We start from the raw sequence: 16012 nt of genomic DNA, 5'->3' as shown, positions 1-16012 counted from the left end.
CGGCACACTGTCCGCCGTGCTGGCAGACGCTTAGCGTCGGTAGACGATGCTGCTCAAGTTCAGGCTCCAGAACTCCCGCTCGGTCCGTGACATCCAAGAGCTGACACTGCTCTCGGGCCCCGACGGCGGCTTCGGCGTGCCGCTGCGCGCCGGCTGTTCTGGTGCTCCTGACCCTTCGCACGCGTCCGTCGCTCAGGGTTCCGCCGGCTCCTCACGTACCGCCGGATCCTCGGACAACACCATCGGGGCGCTCCGGGTGTCGCCGCTGTGCGGGGTGTTCGGCCCGACCGCCGCCGGCAAGTCGACCATCCTGCGCGCCCTGGCCACGATGCGGTCCCTCGCGGTGTCCGGCAGCGACGTCCACGACGCCACGCAACGCTTCGAGCCCTTCCAGCTCGACCCGGCCGCCCGGCTGCTACCGACCCGGTTCGAGATCGAGTTCCTGCTCGACGGCGTCCGGTACGTCTACGGCTGCGCCTACAAGCGCGACGAGATCGCCGGCGAATGGCTGCACGCCACGGACCGCGACCGGCGGCGGGTCTGGTTCGAGCGGGACCGCACCGGCATCCGCTGCCTGCCCGAGGCCCGCCTCGACCACCTCGCCGCCGCCTGCCCGTCCGCCGTCACGCTGCTGTCGCTCGGCGCCGACGTGGAGCATCCGTGGCTCGCCCCGATCGCCGCGTGGCTGTTCGGCATCCGGACCGTCCGCCTCGCCCCCGGCACCCGGCTCGCCGGCGGCCTGGCCCACCTCTCCGACCGGTGGAGCGAGCAGCTGACGCTCCTGGTCAGCCACGCGGACCTCGGCGTCGTCGGCGTCGAGCGCGACCTGCTCCGCCTCGTCCACGCCGGCCGCTCCGGCTCGGTCCCCCTCGGCGGCTGGGCCGAGTCCGACGGCACCATCGCCTGGCTCGACCTGCTCGCCGCCCTGCTGCCGATGCTGGAACGCGGCGGCGTGCTGCTCGTCGACGACCTGGACGCCGCCGTGCATCCCGACCTCGCCGCCGAGGCGCTCCGCCTGCTCCGCGACCGCGACCTCAACCCGGCGAGGGCGCAGCTGGTCTTCACCGCACGCACCCCGTTCGGCCCCGGCAGCGACGGCCTGCCCGTCCTGGATCCGGAGCAGATCTGGTACGTCGCCAAGGACTCCGACGGCGCCACCGTCCTCAGCCGCGCCCCCTCCGCCACCCAGCTCGGCCCCGGCGACCTCGCCCGCGAACTCTGGCTGGCACGTCAGCCGAAGTGATGTACTGGCGCGATGACGGGACATGCGGTGGTCATCGGTGAAGCCCTGGTCGACCTGCTGGAGTCCACCACCGACGACGGCCAGATCGTCTACCACCCCGCCATCGGCGGGGCCCCGCTCAACGTCGCCGTCGGCATCGCCCGCCTGGGCGCCGCCAGCGAGTTCGCGGGCTCCGTCGGTGACGACCCCTGGGCCACCCGCATCGTCGACTTCCTCACCGCCACCGGCGTCGGCACCCGCGGCGTGGCCACCGTCCCCGGCGTCGCCACCACCTTCGCCGTGACCACCTTCCGCGGCATCGAACCGACCTTCCGCTTCTACGGCGACCCGCCCTCCTACGCGCTGCTGTCCCCCGCCGACCTGTCGACCGCCCTCGTCGGCTCCGCCGGGCTGCTGTACTGCGGCTCGATGTGCCTGCTCAGCCCGCCCGTCCTGGCCGCCGCCCGATCGGCCTGGGCCATCCCCGGCCCCATCCGCGTCTTCGACCCCAACGTCCGCCCGGTCGTCGGCGTCGACCCCGACGTGGTGGCCGAGTTCGCCGCGACCGCCGACCTGGTCAAGCTCAGCTCCGCCGACGCCGCCGCCCTGTGGGGCGAGTCCCCCGAGCACGCCGCCGGCCGCCTGCTCGACCTGGGCGCCGGCGCGGTCGTGGTGACCGACGGCGCGAAGGGCGCCCTCGTCGCCCACGCCGCCGCCACCGTCCGCGTCCCCGCCCCCACCGTCACCGCCGTCGACGCCACCGGCGCGGGCGACGCCACCATGGCCGCCCTGTCCTGGGGCATCCTCACCAAGGGCCTCCCCACCACCCTCGACGGCTGGGCGGACCTCACCCGCGTCGCGGTCCACGTCGCCGCCCTGGTCTGCGAATCCCGCGGCGGAGCGGTCTCGATGCCCACCGTGGCCGCCCTGCGGGCCCGCTTCCCCACCCTGCCCATGTAACCCGCCCGTTCAGCGTTCCCGCGAACTCGTGCCGCAGGCCGTCGCCCCATGGCGATCGCCGTTCCGCGCGGCCATCGCCGTTCCGCGGTCTTGTGGCCCGCAGCACGGCGCTCTCCGGGCTTGCGGACCGCAGGACGGCGATGGAAGGTCCTGTCCGTGATGACGGCGCGGGGATGGCCGGCACCACGGGTTTCGCCGTCCACGGCAGCGGGCGATGGACACGACCGTCGCCCCCTTCGACAGCTCACGCCAGGGCCGCCCGCATCGCACGCAGGCGGCTTCCGCGCCCGCCACACGCCCGACTTCGCGCCCGCCGCCTGCCCAACTTTGCGCCCGCCACTCACCCCGACCTCGCGCCCGCCACACGCCCGACTTCGCGCCCGCCGCCTGCCCCACTTTGCGCCCGCCACCCACCCCGATTTCGCGCCCGCCACCCGCCCGATCCAGCCCGACCCGCGCCCGGCGCCCGCTCAGCCCACGCTCACCGACGGCCCGGTCCGACCTGCGCTCACCGCCGGCCCGATCCGCGCTCGCCACCCATCTGACCCACACCCCCCTGCCGCTGCGAGCCGCCTGACCCACAAGCACCGCATGATCGCCAGGCCCGACGCGGGCGCGGGCGGGCGCCGTCAAGGGCGGGCGCCGTCAAGGGGAGCGTGGTCGGAGATCTCGACGTGGCCAGGATGCTGCCCGCAGGGCTGCCTCACCTGCCGCAAGGGCGGCGACCAAGTCCGAGCACGTCGCGCCGGCGCCGGGTGGCCAGGATGCTGCCGGCAGGGCTGGCTCACCGGCAGGGCTGGTTCACCTGCCGCAAGAGCGGCGACCCGGTGAGCCCCGAGCCTGTCGCGCCGGCGCAGGGTACGGGCCGTCGGGCCAGAGCGACGCGCGTGGCGCCGCCTGGGTGACGCGCGCGGGTGGGTGCGGGCGTCTGCGCTGGGTCGGGGTGACGGCGGGGCGGCTGGGGCGAGGGCGAGGCGGTTGGTCGATGGGAACGGGTGAGTGGCGCCGGGCATTCCGCTGTACAGCACGCTACTTCATGTCACCAAATCGTGGTTTCGCAGCGCGATGACCGCGTCGCCCAATGTTACTCATGTCGGCCGATGCGGTTGTTCGTACACTGGCCGGTGTGACGTCGGAGCAGCTCGGCCGCTATGTGCGCGGGAGCAGGATCGCGGCTGGGGTAGTCGCGTTGGCGCTGGTGGGGCTGCGGGTCGGGTACGAGTTCGGGGTGACCGAGGCGCGCACGCCGACGTGGCTGGCGGTGACGTTGCTGCTGGCGCCGGTCGTGCTGCTCAGCGGCGCGTTCGTGGGGTTCGGGATCGCGCTGCGGCCGGTGATGCAGCCGCCGCCGGCGGCGTTGCGGGTGCGTGGGGACGCGTTCGTCGTGCCGGGGTCTCCGGTCTGGTCGGGGCGGGCGGCGATGGCGTGGGCGTTGCTCGGCACGTTGTTCCTGGAGAGCGACCCGAGCGCACCGGTCGAGCTGCGGGTCACGTTGAACGCGGTCGCCGTGTTGCTCATCGGGCTGGCCGCGGTGCCGTTGCTGCGGGGGCCGCGGATCGTCTTCAGCCCCGACGGGCTCACGATCCGCGCGGGTGGCAGCCGGCGGGTCCGCTGGGACGACCTCGTACAGGTGCCGCAGCGACCGCTGCCGCTCACCGTGCGCAGCCCGAAGCTGGCGCTCAGCATCCGGCGGCCGGGGCGGCATGAGCCGGGCTGGTTGCTGGTGCCGCTGGAGCTGCTGGCGGTCGAGCCGGTGTTTCTCGGGTCGGTGGTCGAGCACTACGTGGAGCATCCGGACCGGCGGGCGGCGATCGGGACCGAGGCGGAGTACGCGAGGCTGACCGGCGTCACTTGAGCCCGCTGGTCGTTGGGTAAGAGGATCTGGTTAGGAGCCATCCCAGCACTAGGAGAGTGCGCATGACCGACCGACCCCGCCCCCCGTCGCCGTACGACTTCCTGCCCGCGGTGCCGGCGTTCGCGTTGACCAGCGAGGACCTCACCGACGGCGGCACGCTGCCCGACGCGCAGGTCTACGAGCGTGGCAACACCTCGCCCCACCTGAGCTGGTCGGGGTTCCCGACCGAGACGAAGAGCTTCGCGCTGACCTGCTACGACCCGGACGCGCCGACAGGCGGCGGGTTCTGGCACTGGATCGTGTACAACCTGCCGGCGGACGCGACCGAGCTGCCGACGGGTGCCGGCACGGGTGACAAGGACGGCCTGCCGGACGAGGCGATCCACGCCCGCAACGACTACGGCACCCGGGACTTCGGCGGTGCGGCGCCGCCGCCGAAGGACGCGCCGCACCGGTACTTCTTCGCGGTGCACGCCCTCGACGTGGACGCCCTGGAGATCGGCGCCGACGCGGCGGCGAACGTCGTCGGGTTCAACGTGGTCGCGCACACGATCGCCCGGGCCGTGCTGGTGTCCGAGTTCGGGTTCTGACGCAAGGTGACACCGCCCGCGTGCCCACAAGCACGCGGGCGGGTACACGAGGACCCCACGCCACGTGGCAAAGCGAAGGCAAGGGTCCTGCAAGACCGATCCCACACAGTGCTCGGGTGGATCCCCTACTCCTTGTCCGGCGCGTGCCGGCACACCGCCTCGCCGTGACCCGGCGCATCACCGCCCACTGGGGCACGCCGGCCACGTCCGGGGTGCAGTGGTGGGAGCTGGTCGATCCGGTCTGCGACGACGAGCAGCCCGCCGCCGCGCTCGCCGCCGTCCGCCCCGACGGGGCCACGGTCAGGCTGATCCGTCTCGCCGCGCCGCCGGGACGGCGCGACCTCGCGGTGCAGGTCCTGCAGGGGCTCGTCGACGCGCTGCGCGCGGGTGAGGCGGAGCGGCTCGCCGCCGAGTTCCCCCCGAACGGCCACGATCTGCTGCGCCAGGCCGGCTTCCAGCAGGATGCCGGCGGGTGGACCGTCGATCTCTGAGAAGCTCGGAAAAATCCGACAAATCCGATAAAGCTGAAAAATCTAAAAGGCGACAACCGGCTGCAAGAACTCCAACCGGTTGCCGTGCGGGTCGAAGGTGTGGAATCGCCGGTACCCGGGCAGCTCGTCGCTCCACGTCACCTGGTGGCCGGCCGCGGACAGCCGCGCGGCGAGCGCCGGCAGGTCGGGCCAGAGCAGCCCGGGGTGAGCCTTGCGCGCCGGCGTGAACGGCGCCTCCACCCCCAGGTGCAGCTCGATGCCGTGCCCCCGGAACCAGCAGCCACCCCTTCCGGCGAGCGCCGCCGGTTTCGGCACCACGGCGAGGCCGAGCAGGTCACCGTAGAAGGCGATCGACACCGCCTCGGAGCCCGCCGGGCAGGCGAGTTGGGCGTGGTGAATCATGTTTCACAGCTTGGTACACGCTTGCGGGTTTAACAAGACGGACGTACGGTTTTCTTGCTGGACGACGGTTGACGACGACTGGGCGTCCCACTTGCGGAAGACTTGCCGTGAGACACCCGCCTGATGACTTAAGGGAGCAACGCCGTGGCGAGCCTCGACACGTTCGGAGCCAAGAGCCAGCTGAGCGTCGGTGACGCCAGCTACGAGATCTTCAAGGTCGACAAGGTCGAGGGCGCCGAGCGCCTGCCCTACAGCCTGAAGATCCTCCTTGAGAACCTGCTGCGCACCGAGGACGGCGCCAACATCACCGCCGAGCACATCCGTGCGCTCGGTGGCTGGGACGCCACCGCGGAGCCCAGCGTGGAGATCCAGTTCACGCCCGCCCGGGTACTGATGCAGGACTTCACCGGCGTCCCGTGCGTCGTCGACCTGGCCACCATGCGCGAGGCCGTCGTCGAGCTCGGCGGCGACCCGACCCGCGTGAACCCGCTCGCCCCCGCCGAGCTGGTCATCGACCACTCGGTCATCGCCGACCTGTTCGGCCGGCCGGACGCCTTCGAGCGCAACGTCGAGCTGGAGTACGGGCGCAACAAGGAGCGCTACCAGTTCCTGCGCTGGGGCCAGACCGCGTTCAACGAGTTCAAGGTCGTGCCCCCGGGCACCGGCATCGTGCACCAGGTCAACATCGAGTACCTGGCGCCGGTCGTCATGCCCCGCAAGGGCCAGGCCTACCCGGACACGGTCGTCGGCACCGACTCGCACACCACGATGGTCAACGGCCTGGGCGTGGTCGGCTGGGGCGTCGGCGGTATCGAGGCGGAGGCCGCGATGCTCGGCCAGCCCGTGTCGATGCTGATCCCGCGGGTCGTGGGCTTCAAGCTCAGCGGCGAGCTCCCCGAGGGCTGCACCGCCACCGACCTGGTGCTCGTCATCACCGAGAAGCTGCGCAAGCACGGCGTCGTCGGCAAGTTCGTCGAGTTCTACGGCCCCGGCGTCAGCGCCGTCCCGCTCGCCAACCGCGCCACGATCGGCAACATGAGCCCGGAGTACGGCTCGACCGTCGCGATCTTCCCGATCGACGACGAGACGATCAAGTACCTGCGCCTCACCGGCCGCGACGAGGCCCAGGTCGCGCTCGTCGAGGCGTACGCCAAGGAGCAGGGCCTCTGGCACGACCCGGCCGCCGAGCCGGACTACTCCGAGCGTCTCGAGCTGGACCTGTCCACCATCGAGCCCTCCCTCGCGGGCCCGAAGCGACCCCAGGACCGGGTGCCGCTGAAGAGCGCCAAGCCGTTGTTCCGAGGTGTACTGGGTGACTACGTCGCCGACGGTGGCATCGAGGGCCCGGCCGACGAGGCGAGCGCCGAGTCCTTCCCGGCCAGCGACCCGCCCGCCAACCACCTGCAGGCCAACGGCGACAAGCCGCACGACCTCGTCTCGGCCGCCCGCGGCGCCAACGGGCGCCAGTCGAAGCCGGTGAAGGTCGGCGACTTCGAGCTCGACCACGGCGCCGTCGTCATCGCCGCGATCACCTCCTGCACCAACACGTCCAACCCGCAGGTCATGATCGGCGCTGGCCTGCTGGCCCGCAACGCCGTCGAGCGGGGCCTCACCGTCAAGCCGTGGGTGAAGACCACCCTGGCGCCCGGCTCGAAGGTCGTCACCGACTACTACGAGCGGGCGGGGCTCACCGCGTACCTCGACAAGCTCGGCTTCAACCTCGTCGGGTACGGCTGCACGACCTGCATCGGCAACTCCGGCCCGCTGCCCGAGGCGGTGAGCGCCGCCGTCAACGAGCACGACCTCAGCGTCGTGTCGGTGCTGTCCGGCAACCGCAACTTCGAGGGCCGCATCAACCCCGACGTGAAGATGAACTACCTCGCGTCGCCGCCGCTCGTCGTCGCGTACGCCCTCGCCGGCACCATGGACCTGGACCTCACCAGCGAGCCGCTCGGCACCGGCTCCGACGGCCAGCCGGTGTACCTCCGCGACATCTGGCCCACGCCGAAGGAGGTCGAGGACACCATCGCCGCGGCCATCGGCAGCGACCTGTACAACTCCCGCTACGCCGACGTGTTCGCCGGCGACGAGCAGTGGCAGTCGCTGCCCACGCCGACCGGCTCCACGTTCGAGTGGGACGCCGAGTCGACGTACGTGCGGAAGCCCCCGTACTTCGAGGGCATGGCCACCTCGCCGGCCCCGGTCTCCGATATCAGCGGCGCCCGGGTCCTGGCGAAGCTCGGCGACTCGGTCACCACCGACCACATCTCCCCCGCCGGCTCGATCAAGGCCGACTCCCCCGCGGGCAAGTACCTCGCCGCGCACGGCGTGGACCGCAAGGACTTCAACTCGTACGGCTCCCGGCGCGGCAACCACGAGGTGATGATCCGCGGCACGTTCGCGAACATCCGCCTGCGCAACCAGCTCGCCCCCGGCACCGAGGGCGGCGTCACCGTCAACCACCTCACCGGTGAGCAGACGACCATCTACGACGCCTCCGTCGCGTACGCCGAGGCCGGCACCCCGCTGGTCATCCTGGCCGGCAAGGAGTATGGCTCGGGCTCGTCCCGCGACTGGGCCGCGAAGGGCACCGCCCTGCTGGGCGTCCGCACCGTCATCGCCGAGAGCTACGAGCGCATCCACCGCTCCAACCTCATCGGCATGGGCGTCCTGCCGCTGCAGTACCCGCAGGGCCAGAACGCCGAGTCCCTGGGCCTCACCGGCACCGAGACCTTCACGGTCACCGGCGTCGAACAGCTCAACGACGGCACCACCCCCCGCACCGTCAAGGTCACCACCGACACCGGCACCGAGTTCGACGCCGTCGTCCGCATCGACACCCCCGGCGAGGCGGACTACTACCGCCACGGCGGCATCCTCCAGTACGTCCTGCGCAAGATGATCGAGGCGTAACCAGAGGCTCTCCAACGCAACGGGCCGGCCACCACCACGGTGACCGGCCCGTCGCATTGTCGATCGGCGTTGACCAGCGCAACGATCTACACGTAGTTCACGTAGTTGCAGGGCTTGTTCGTGCCGACGATCATGATCGTGTGGGCCGTCACGGGGCCGTAGACCCCGTCGGCATCGATGCCCTCAGCCTTCTGAACCTGCCTCAAGGCTTCCCGGGTGATGGGTCCGAAGTCACCGTCGTTCTCGACCTTGTACGGGAAGCCGATGTAGTCCAGGTAGTCGCCGTAGCAGATGTCCAGGATCGTCTGCAGCACCACGACACCGTCACCCTTGTGGCCACGCTGCAGCCAGCAGGACCGACTCCCGGCGCTGCTCGTGGGCGCGAGGTAGCCGGACAGATTCCGATACGTGCTGCAGACCGGGGTGGCGGCCGCCGCCGGCTCGGCGAGCACCAGGCAGCTCGCCGCACCCACTGAGATCGCGACGAGCGACTTGGAGACGCGCTGCAGAACATTCATAGCCATCAGTGTCCCAACATCGAATGACGCCTGCCGCCCGCTACGGCAAAAGGGACTCATGAGGCAGTGCGGACGCGTCACATCCGTCTCGCTCCGGCCCGCTGAACCACGGGCCGGAGCCGCGGCTGGCTACTTCTTCGGGATGCTGTAGCGGTGGATGACCCTCTCCTTGTCGGAGATGGCGGTGACCGAGTCGGCGCTGACCGTGATGGTCGTCAGGGTGTTGCTGCTGCCGCTGACGTCGGCGGCGCCGATCACCTTGCCCGTGCCGAGGTCGGCGACCGACACCTGCCACACCGAGGCGCCACCCGAGATGCGCAGGGTCCGCACCGCGATCCGGCCGCCGCTGGCGGCCATGGCCGTGGGTGACGTCGCCGACTCCGCGACGCCGTACTTGACGTTGCCGTTGGCCGGGTCGCAGATCGACGGCCCGCTCACGTCACCGCCGGAGTCCTCACCCAGCAGCAGCTTGCCGTCCACGACATACCAGCTGGGCTCGTCGCCCTCGCCGAGCTGCTTCGTCCAGGCCTGCTTGCCGTCGCCGACGTTGACCGCGGTGATCGTGTAATCCAGCGACTTCTCCAGCGCGAGGCAGATCAGCTTCTCCCCACACGGCCGGACGTCCTCGATCTCCACACCGGGCGGCGCCTTGAACTCCCACATCTTGCTGAGGTCACGCAGGCTGTAGCCGACGATCGTGTTCTTCGCGTCGGGCGGAACTGAGACGAACGCGCCACCATACGCCATGAAGAAGTCGTTCTCCCCGCCCTTGATGGGCGCCGACGCCTTGGTCTTGCCGTCCGCGATGTTGACGAGCGTGACGGTGTTGTCGTCGATGACGTGGACGACCGTCGCCGGGTCGGCGCCCAGTGACTCGGCGAACGATTGCACCCCTGCGAACGACTTCTCGTAGGTCGGCACAACAAGGTCACCGGCGTCTGCCGACCTCGTCCACGTGCCGGCGGCCTTAGCCCTGCGCTGGCCGTTGATGAAGAACGACTTCTCACCGGGATGGGTCCAGCGGGACTTGCCGGTCAGCAGGTCGAATCGCTGCACCGATGACGGGTTGGACCGGACCTCGGTGACGGCGTCGATGCCGGTGCCGTTGCGCAGGTACTGCAGGTCGATCCGGTTGTCCCAGCCTGCGGTCCACTTCACGCCGCCGGTGGCGACGTCGATGACGGACCGCGAGTCGTTGTCGCTTCGCTTGGTGTCGCCATCGCCATCGACGAGCAACAGGCCGCCGACCAGGCTGAGGCGCAGCTCCTTCGGGGCCATCGGCACGCTCACGGTCCACGTCGCCTGGTCGCCGAGCGTCGGGTAGGCGGTGACCTTGGTGCTCTCAGCGGTCGACTCCGCTGTGTAGATCACGCCGGCGCCGGCAAGAGCGGTGAATCCGCCGGCCGCGCCGTCGACCGTGATCGGCTTGCCCTCCTGGAGCCCGTCCACCTTCGGATTGGTGAGCTTGCCGTCGTCGCCGGTCGGGCTGTCGCCGGGAAGGCTGTCCTTCACCGACTCGAACTGGTCGCCGATCCAGGTGAAGACCTTGGAGCCGCCCCAGAGGCAGCCGCCGATGAGGGACAGGACGATGACGAGGGCGATCCAGGGGGCGGCGCTGCGGCGGGGGCGGACGATGACCGGTGGGGGTGGGGTGAACGCGGGCTGGCCGCCCGGCGGGAACGTCGTGGCCCCGAAGCCGCCCTGGCCGGGCGGGCCGCCCGGAGTGCCGAAGCCGGGACCGCTTGGGCCGCCCGGAGTGCTGAAACCGGGACCGCCCTGGCCGGGTTGGCCGCCGGGAGTGCTGAAGCCGCCGGGGGCGCCGATGCCGGCGGGGACGTCGGGGCGGGCCAGGCCGGGACCGCCGGGAGCGGGCCGGACGCCGGGCGGAGCGGTCGCGCCGAACGCCGCCGGGCCGCCGAACCCGGGCCCGCCGGGACGGCCGCTCTGGTTGGGGACGAAGGCGGCCGGGGACGACGGGGAGGCGGCGTTGAAGGTCTGCGACACGCCTGCCGGGGAACCGTAGGCGCCTGGAGAGGTCGGGGACGACGAGCCGCCGATCCCCGCGATCGGGACCGAGACCGGGTAGGAGGTGCCGCCGCTCGGGGAGACCGGGGTGCCGGAGACCGGGCGGGGGGCCGGGGACTGGCCGCCGTCGAAGAGCTGCTGGGGTGAGGTGGCCACGGCGAGCATGCCGCCATAGGCGACGGGCAGCTCGGGCTGCTCGGGCACGACGGGGGCGACGCCGAAGCGGGCGTGCAGGCGGCTCGCGACGAGCGGGATGCGGGAGGAGCCGCCGACGAGGAAGATGCCCGCGAGCTGGCGGACGTCGACGCCGGCGCGCTCCAGGACGCGGCGGGTCTCGTCGACGGCGCGGTCGATGAGGGGGCCGGCGACGCGCTCCAGCTCCTCGCGGGTGATGTGCAGGGCCTCTTCGGTGCCGGGGACGTGGATCGGGGCGGAGGCGGCGCGGGACAGCATCTCCTTCGCGGCGCGGACCTCGGTCCACAGGGCGCGGCGGTCGCGGTGCGCGGCGATGCTGTCGGGATTGGCGAGGCGCTGCCAGATCTCGGGGTTGCGCAGGCTGATGAGCTGGCCGAGGTGGCCGACGAGGGCCGCGTCGATGTCGACGCCGCCGAGGTCGTCGAGGCCGCCGACGCCGAGGACGCGCAGGCCGCCCGCGCCACCCGCGGCGGCGGGCTCGCGGCGCACCACGGAGACGTCGAGCGTGCCGCCGCCGAAGTCGAACACGGCGAGGGACTGCAGCGGTGCGACCTGCTGGCCGAGGACGCGCAGGCAGTAGGTGGCGGCGGCGATGGGCTCGTCGACGAGGACGACCGGGCCGAGGTTGGCGGCGCGGGCCGCCTCCAGCAACACGTTGCGCCGCTGGCCGCCCCAGTCGGCGGGGCAGGTGAGGACGGTGGAGCCGACGGGGTTGACCCCGGCCTGCAGGGACTCGTCGGCGACCCGCTTGAGCAGCGCGGAGAGCATCTCGACGACGGTGACCTCGGTGTCGCCGAGCAGGACCGCGCCCTCGTCGACGCTGCGCTTCGGGTAGGGCTCGAAGCGGGACGGGGCCAGCTGGGAGAGCCGCTCCGCGTCGCGGCCGACGGAGAGCTTGCCGCTCTCGTCGGCGTAGATGCCGGACGCCATGACCGGCGAGCCGTCGAAGAGCAGCGCGCGGGGGGCGTCGTCACCACGGCGGACGACCGCCACGGTGTGGCAGGTGCCCAGATCGATCGCGAGACGATGGGTCGGCCCCACGCCCTCACCTCCAAAGACCCCGGGATCGTACGGCAGCGGTACGACATTTCCGATCGGCGGTTTGGGGTAGACAGGAAGCCGACACAGAAACGGGAGGGTCGATGCGCGCAGTCGTGTTCGAGCAGTACGGCGACCGGGAGGTCCTGCGGGCGAAGGAAGTCCCGGACCCGCAGCCGGGGCCGGGCGAGGTCCTGGTGCTCGTGGAAGCCAGCGGGGTGAATTTCATCGACGTGTACCAGCGCAGCGGCACCTACCAGGTGCCGCTGCCGTTCGTGCTGGGCAGCGAGGGCGGCGGCACGGTGCTCAGCTTCGGTGACGGGGTGGAGGGCCTCGCCCCCGGCGACCGGGTGGCGTGGACGGGCGTCCCCGGCAGCCACGCGGAGCAGGCCGTCGTCCCGGCGGACCGGCTGGTGCCCGTGCCGGACGGGATCAGCACCGAGCAGGCGGCCGCGGCGATGCTGCAGGGCCTCACCGCGCACTACCTGACCCTCGACTCCTACCCGGTGCGCGCCGGGGACACCGTCCTGGTGCACGCCGCCGCGGGTGGGGTCGGGCGCCTGCTGACGAGGATCATCACGCACCTCGGCGGACGGGTGGTGGCGACCGCCGGCACGCCCGCGAAGCGGGAGATCGCCCTCGCCGACGGTGCGGTGCGGGCCGTGCCGTACGACGCGGCCCTGCAAGCCGTCCGCGAGGTCAGCGACGGCGCGGCGGCCGTGTACGACGGCGTGGGCAAGGACACGTTCGACACCAGTCTCGAGGCGCTCCGCCCGCGCGGCACCCTCGTGCTGTTCGGCGCGGCGAGCGGGAAGGTGCCGCCGGTCGACCCGCTGCGCCTCATGGCGGGGTCCTACATGCTGACCCGCCCCACCCTGGGGCACTTCATCGCGAAGCGGCACGAACTGCTCGAACGCGCCGAAACGCTGTTCGGCTGGATCGCGGACGGCGTCGTCGAGGTGGCCGTCACGGGGAAGTACCCGCTGGACGCCGTACAGGACGCGTATGCCGCACTGGAGGGCCGGCAGTCGACCGGGAAGCTGCTCATTATTCCGTGATCGTGATCTCAGGCGACGGACCTGCGCGAAGCCGGGAAGTCCCCCGACTAGACCATGCACTGGTCGAAGGAGGGTGACGCGCGATGAGCCACGTGGCGACGCCGCAGCGCGAGCCGCACACGCAACCCCGCAAGGGCGCCGTGCCCGCGGTGGCCATCCGCATGAGCTGAGCGAGGTTCGACACCTCGCACAGACGGAAGCGGCGGAACAAACCCTCCCCGCCGCTTTCAAACCGCGGCCCGCCCGGCCACAACACCGGGCGGGCCACGCGCTTGTCAGACCCGCATGCCGGCGTCGTGCAGCAGCTCCACGATCAGCGGCTCCGGATCCACGGGGAAGCCCTTGCCCGTGAACCACTTCGCCATGTTGGCGACGTCGCGGGCCAGGAAGTCCGCCCCCTTCGGGTTGATCACCACGTCGACGATCTGCGGCAGGTCGATGATGACCAGCCGCCCGTCGTGGACGAGGGTGTTGTACGGCGACAGGTCGCCGTGGGCGACGCCGGCGCGGGCGAGGACCCGCAGCGCGTCGACCAGCTGCCACCACAGGTCCGCCAGCAGGTCCAGGTCCGGGCGGGTCTGCGCGAGCCGCGGCGCGGCCGTGCCGTCGTCGTCCCCGATGAACTGCAGCATGAGCTCCGTGCCGAGCAGCTGCACCGGGTACGGGACGCAGACCCCTAGCTCCCACAGCTGCGCGAGCGCGCCGAACTCGGCGTTCGCCCACTGGCCGGCGATCGCCTCCCGGCCGAACGCCGTCCGACCCGCCATCGCCCGGGTGACCCGGGACTCGCGGACCCGGCGGCCCTCCAGGTAACCGGAGTCGCGGTGGAAGAGGCGGTGCTCGGCGGCCCGGTACCGCTTCGCGGCGAGCAGGACCCGCCGGTCGGTGCCGGGGACGCCGCGCTCCACCAGGTGGACGTCGGCTTCCTTACCGGTCTTGAGCACGCCCCGGTCGGTGTCCTTGGCGGCGTGCTCGGTGATCACCCAGTCGGGGAACGGGGCCGGGCCGTGCTGCACGCCGGGCGCGCTCCACGAGGACCAGCCGGTCTCCTCCTCCACGAGGTCCCAGACGGGCTCGCTGGACGGGGTGGAGCGTTTTACGAAGGTCGGATCGTCGTCGTCGAACTTGCGGCGGCGGCGAGCGGACGTGCCAGAAGAGTCGTTGTCGCGCAACGCGAGGTCTCCAGAGTCAAGAGGAAAGCGGAAGTCGGCATGCGGAAACGCGCCGTGACGGCAGCCATGCGAACCAGCCCCCTCTCAACTCGAGACACGAAGACACGAAGACCCTGAGGTCAGGTGCACCATCCCGTACACCCGCGGAAAACGCAACCGAATTACCGCGACGCCATGACCTCGGCGATCGCGGCGATCACCCCGTCGGCCGTGCGGGTCGGCGCGTAGCGGGGCTCCACCCAGCGGCGGCCCCGGTGCAGCCAGACGCTGCGCATCCCGACGTCCGCGGCGCCGCCGATGTCGGCCTCGGGGCTGTCGCCGATGATCCAGGCGCCGCCGAGCCGCATCCGCGCCCGCTCCGCCGCGATCGCGAAGATCCGCGGGTTGGGCTTGCGGACGCCGACGTCCTCGGAGATGACCCAGTCCGCCAGGTACCGGTCGAGCCCGGTCTTGCGCAGCTTCTCCTCCTGCTGCCGGGTCTCGCCGTTGGTGACGACGACCGGCACCCAGCCGGCGTCCTCGGCGATCGCGAGGGCGCAGGCGGTCAGCGGGTTGAGCCGGACCCGGGCCATCAGCTCGCCGCGGATCTCCTCGACGATGTCGATCGCGGCCTCGCGGAGCCCGTACCGCTCCCGGATCCCCTCGGCGACGTCCCACGTCGAACCCATCCCGTCGGCGTCCACGGACAGCAGCCAGTCCAGGTCGTATTCGGGCGCGCCGATGCCACGCAGGAAGTCGCCGGCCCATGCGCGGAACGCCCCGGCCCTGTCCAGCAGGGTGTCGTCCAGGGAGAGCAACAACAGGGGCACGCGGGCAGGGTACGTGACCGGAATGACATAAAACAGTGCTCACATTTTCGATGGCCGAGGATCCCCACAGAACGGGGTGAAACGCACCGTTTTCCCTGGGCAATGTGCCAAACCGTATGTACGGCTTGCATAATCGTCCCGTGCCCAGGGTGAGCCAGGACCAGCTCGACGCACGCCGGAAGGAGATCCTCACCGGCGCGCGGACCTGTTTCGCCCGGCACGGCTACGAAGGGGCGACGGTCCGGCGGCTGGAAGAGGAGATCGGCCTGTCCCGCGGCGCGATCTTCCACCACTTCCGGGACAAGGACTCGCTCTTCCTCGCCGTCGCCGAGGACGACGCCGCGACCATGGTAGCCACGGTCGCCGAGCACGGCCTCGTCCAGGTCATGCGGGACCTCCTCGCCCGGGCGGCCACCGAGGACGTCGCCGGGTGGCTCGGCAGCCAGCTGGAGGTGTCGCGGCGGCTGCGCACCGACCCGGAGTTCGCGAAGCGGTGGGCGGCCCGCTCGGAGGCGGTCGCCGAGGCGACCCGCGAGCGGTTGCAGCGCCAGCGGGAGGCCGGCGTGCTGCGCGCCGACGTCCCGATCGCGATCCTCGCCCAGTTCCTCGAGCTGGCCTACGACGGCCTGGTCCTCCACCTCGCGACCGGCCGCCCCGTGCAGGACCTGGAGGCCGTCCTCAACCTGGTCGAGGCCGCCGTCCGAAGATCGGGATGACATCGGTCACAAGGTTTCCTCAAGTGTCCATCCGGTGACAGGCGCATC

General features: G+C 71.6%; 13 protein-coding genes. 8 read left to right on the top strand and 5 right to left on the bottom strand.

Annotated features, from left to right (window positions below; genetic code table 11):
- Positions 1-46: 46 nt before the first annotated feature.
- From AB0I21_RS30105 to AB0I21_RS30085, 5 genes are all read left to right on the top strand, one after another.
- Positions 47-1243, top strand: a complete 1197-nt coding sequence (locus tag AB0I21_RS30105; RefSeq protein ID WP_360566174.1) for an ATP-binding protein — start codon at positions 47-49, stop codon at positions 1241-1243.
- Between the two features lie 12 nt (positions 1244-1255).
- Complete coding sequence (locus AB0I21_RS30100) at positions 1256-2182, top strand: PfkB family carbohydrate kinase (protein ID WP_360566172.1); 927 nt, start codon at positions 1256-1258, stop codon at positions 2180-2182.
- Positions 2183-3308: 1126 nt separating this feature from the next.
- Complete coding sequence (locus AB0I21_RS30095) at positions 3309-4037, top strand: hypothetical protein (RefSeq protein ID WP_360566171.1); 729 nt, start codon at positions 3309-3311, stop codon at positions 4035-4037.
- 62 nt (positions 4038-4099) lie between these two features.
- Complete coding sequence (locus AB0I21_RS30090) at positions 4100-4627, top strand: YbhB/YbcL family Raf kinase inhibitor-like protein (protein WP_360566169.1); 528 nt, start codon at positions 4100-4102, stop codon at positions 4625-4627.
- A gap of 116 nt (positions 4628-4743) precedes the next feature.
- Entirely contained in the window at positions 4744-5118 is a 375-nt protein-coding gene (locus AB0I21_RS30085) for a hypothetical protein (RefSeq protein WP_360566167.1), read from the top strand.
- Between the two features lie 42 nt (positions 5119-5160).
- On the opposite strand, the gene AB0I21_RS30080 is transcribed toward AB0I21_RS30085, so the two are convergent.
- A complete protein-coding gene (locus AB0I21_RS30080) occupies positions 5161-5520 on the bottom strand; it encodes a VOC family protein (protein ID WP_360566166.1) in 360 nt (119 codons plus the stop codon).
- Between the two features lie 144 nt (positions 5521-5664).
- Here AB0I21_RS30080 and acnA point away from each other — a divergent pair, with 144 nt between their 5' ends.
- A complete protein-coding gene (gene acnA / locus AB0I21_RS30075; protein WP_360566164.1) occupies positions 5665-8433 on the top strand; it encodes an aconitate hydratase AcnA in 2769 nt (922 codons plus the stop codon).
- Between the two features lie 86 nt (positions 8434-8519).
- Here the strand turns inward: acnA and AB0I21_RS30070 are convergent, their stop codons facing one another.
- Positions 8520-8951 carry a peptidoglycan-binding domain-containing protein gene (locus tag AB0I21_RS30070; RefSeq protein WP_360566162.1) on the bottom strand — a complete coding sequence of 144 codons (432 nt, stop codon included), beginning with the start codon at positions 8949-8951 and terminating at the stop codon, positions 8520-8522.
- A gap of 129 nt (positions 8952-9080) precedes the next feature.
- Positions 9081-12212, bottom strand: coding sequence for an Hsp70 family protein (locus AB0I21_RS30065; protein ID WP_360566160.1), 3132 nt, complete (start codon positions 12210-12212; stop codon positions 9081-9083).
- Positions 12213-12313: 101 nt separating this feature from the next.
- Between AB0I21_RS30065 and AB0I21_RS30060 the strand changes: the two genes are divergently transcribed.
- Positions 12314-13267, top strand: a complete 954-nt coding sequence (locus AB0I21_RS30060) for a quinone oxidoreductase (RefSeq protein ID WP_360566158.1) — start codon at positions 12314-12316, stop codon at positions 13265-13267.
- A gap of 275 nt (positions 13268-13542) precedes the next feature.
- Here the strand turns inward: AB0I21_RS30060 and AB0I21_RS30055 are convergent, their stop codons facing one another.
- The gene (locus AB0I21_RS30055; RefSeq protein WP_360566157.1) at positions 13543-14439 is read right to left on the bottom strand and encodes an RIO1 family regulatory kinase/ATPase; all 897 of its coding nucleotides are present in this window, start codon (positions 14437-14439) and stop codon (positions 13543-13545) included.
- 161 nt (positions 14440-14600) lie between these two features.
- On the bottom strand, positions 14601-15248 hold the full coding sequence (locus AB0I21_RS30050) for an HAD family hydrolase (protein WP_344502968.1): 648 nt from the start codon (positions 15246-15248) through the stop codon (positions 14601-14603).
- 140 nt (positions 15249-15388) lie between these two features.
- On the opposite strand from AB0I21_RS30050, the gene AB0I21_RS30045 reads away from it, so the two are divergent.
- Positions 15389-15964 carry a helix-turn-helix domain-containing protein gene (locus tag AB0I21_RS30045; RefSeq protein ID WP_360566156.1) on the top strand — a complete coding sequence of 192 codons (576 nt, stop codon included), beginning with the start codon at positions 15389-15391 and terminating at the stop codon, positions 15962-15964.
- The last annotated feature ends 48 nt before the right edge of the window (positions 15965-16012 follow it).

The organism is Dactylosporangium sp. NPDC050588, from assembly GCF_040654975.1.
GTDB lineage: Bacteria > Actinomycetota > Actinomycetes > Mycobacteriales > Micromonosporaceae > Dactylosporangium > Dactylosporangium maewongense.
Note: the sequence above shows the minus strand (reverse complement) of the source record. Positions and strands in the feature narration are given on the sequence as shown.

Excerpts from the sequence above, each read along its gene's own strand:
- AB0I21_RS30100 (WP_360566172.1), top strand. The coding sequence starts at position 1,256 with ATGACGGGACATGCGGTGGTCATCGGTGAAGCCCTGGTCGACCTGCTG.
- AB0I21_RS30080 (WP_360566166.1), bottom strand. The coding sequence starts at position 5,520 with ATGATTCACCACGCCCAACTCGCCTGCCCGGCGGGCTCCGAGGCGGTG.
- AB0I21_RS30090 (WP_360566169.1), top strand. The coding sequence starts at position 4,100 with ATGACCGACCGACCCCGCCCCCCGTCGCCGTACGACTTCCTGCCCGCG.
- AB0I21_RS30070 (WP_360566162.1), bottom strand. The coding sequence starts at position 8,951 with ATGAATGTTCTGCAGCGCGTCTCCAAGTCGCTCGTCGCGATCTCAGTG.
- AB0I21_RS30105 (WP_360566174.1), top strand. The coding sequence starts at position 47 with ATGCTGCTCAAGTTCAGGCTCCAGAACTCCCGCTCGGTCCGTGACATC.
- AB0I21_RS30060 (WP_360566158.1), top strand. The coding sequence starts at position 12,314 with ATGCGCGCAGTCGTGTTCGAGCAGTACGGCGACCGGGAGGTCCTGCGG.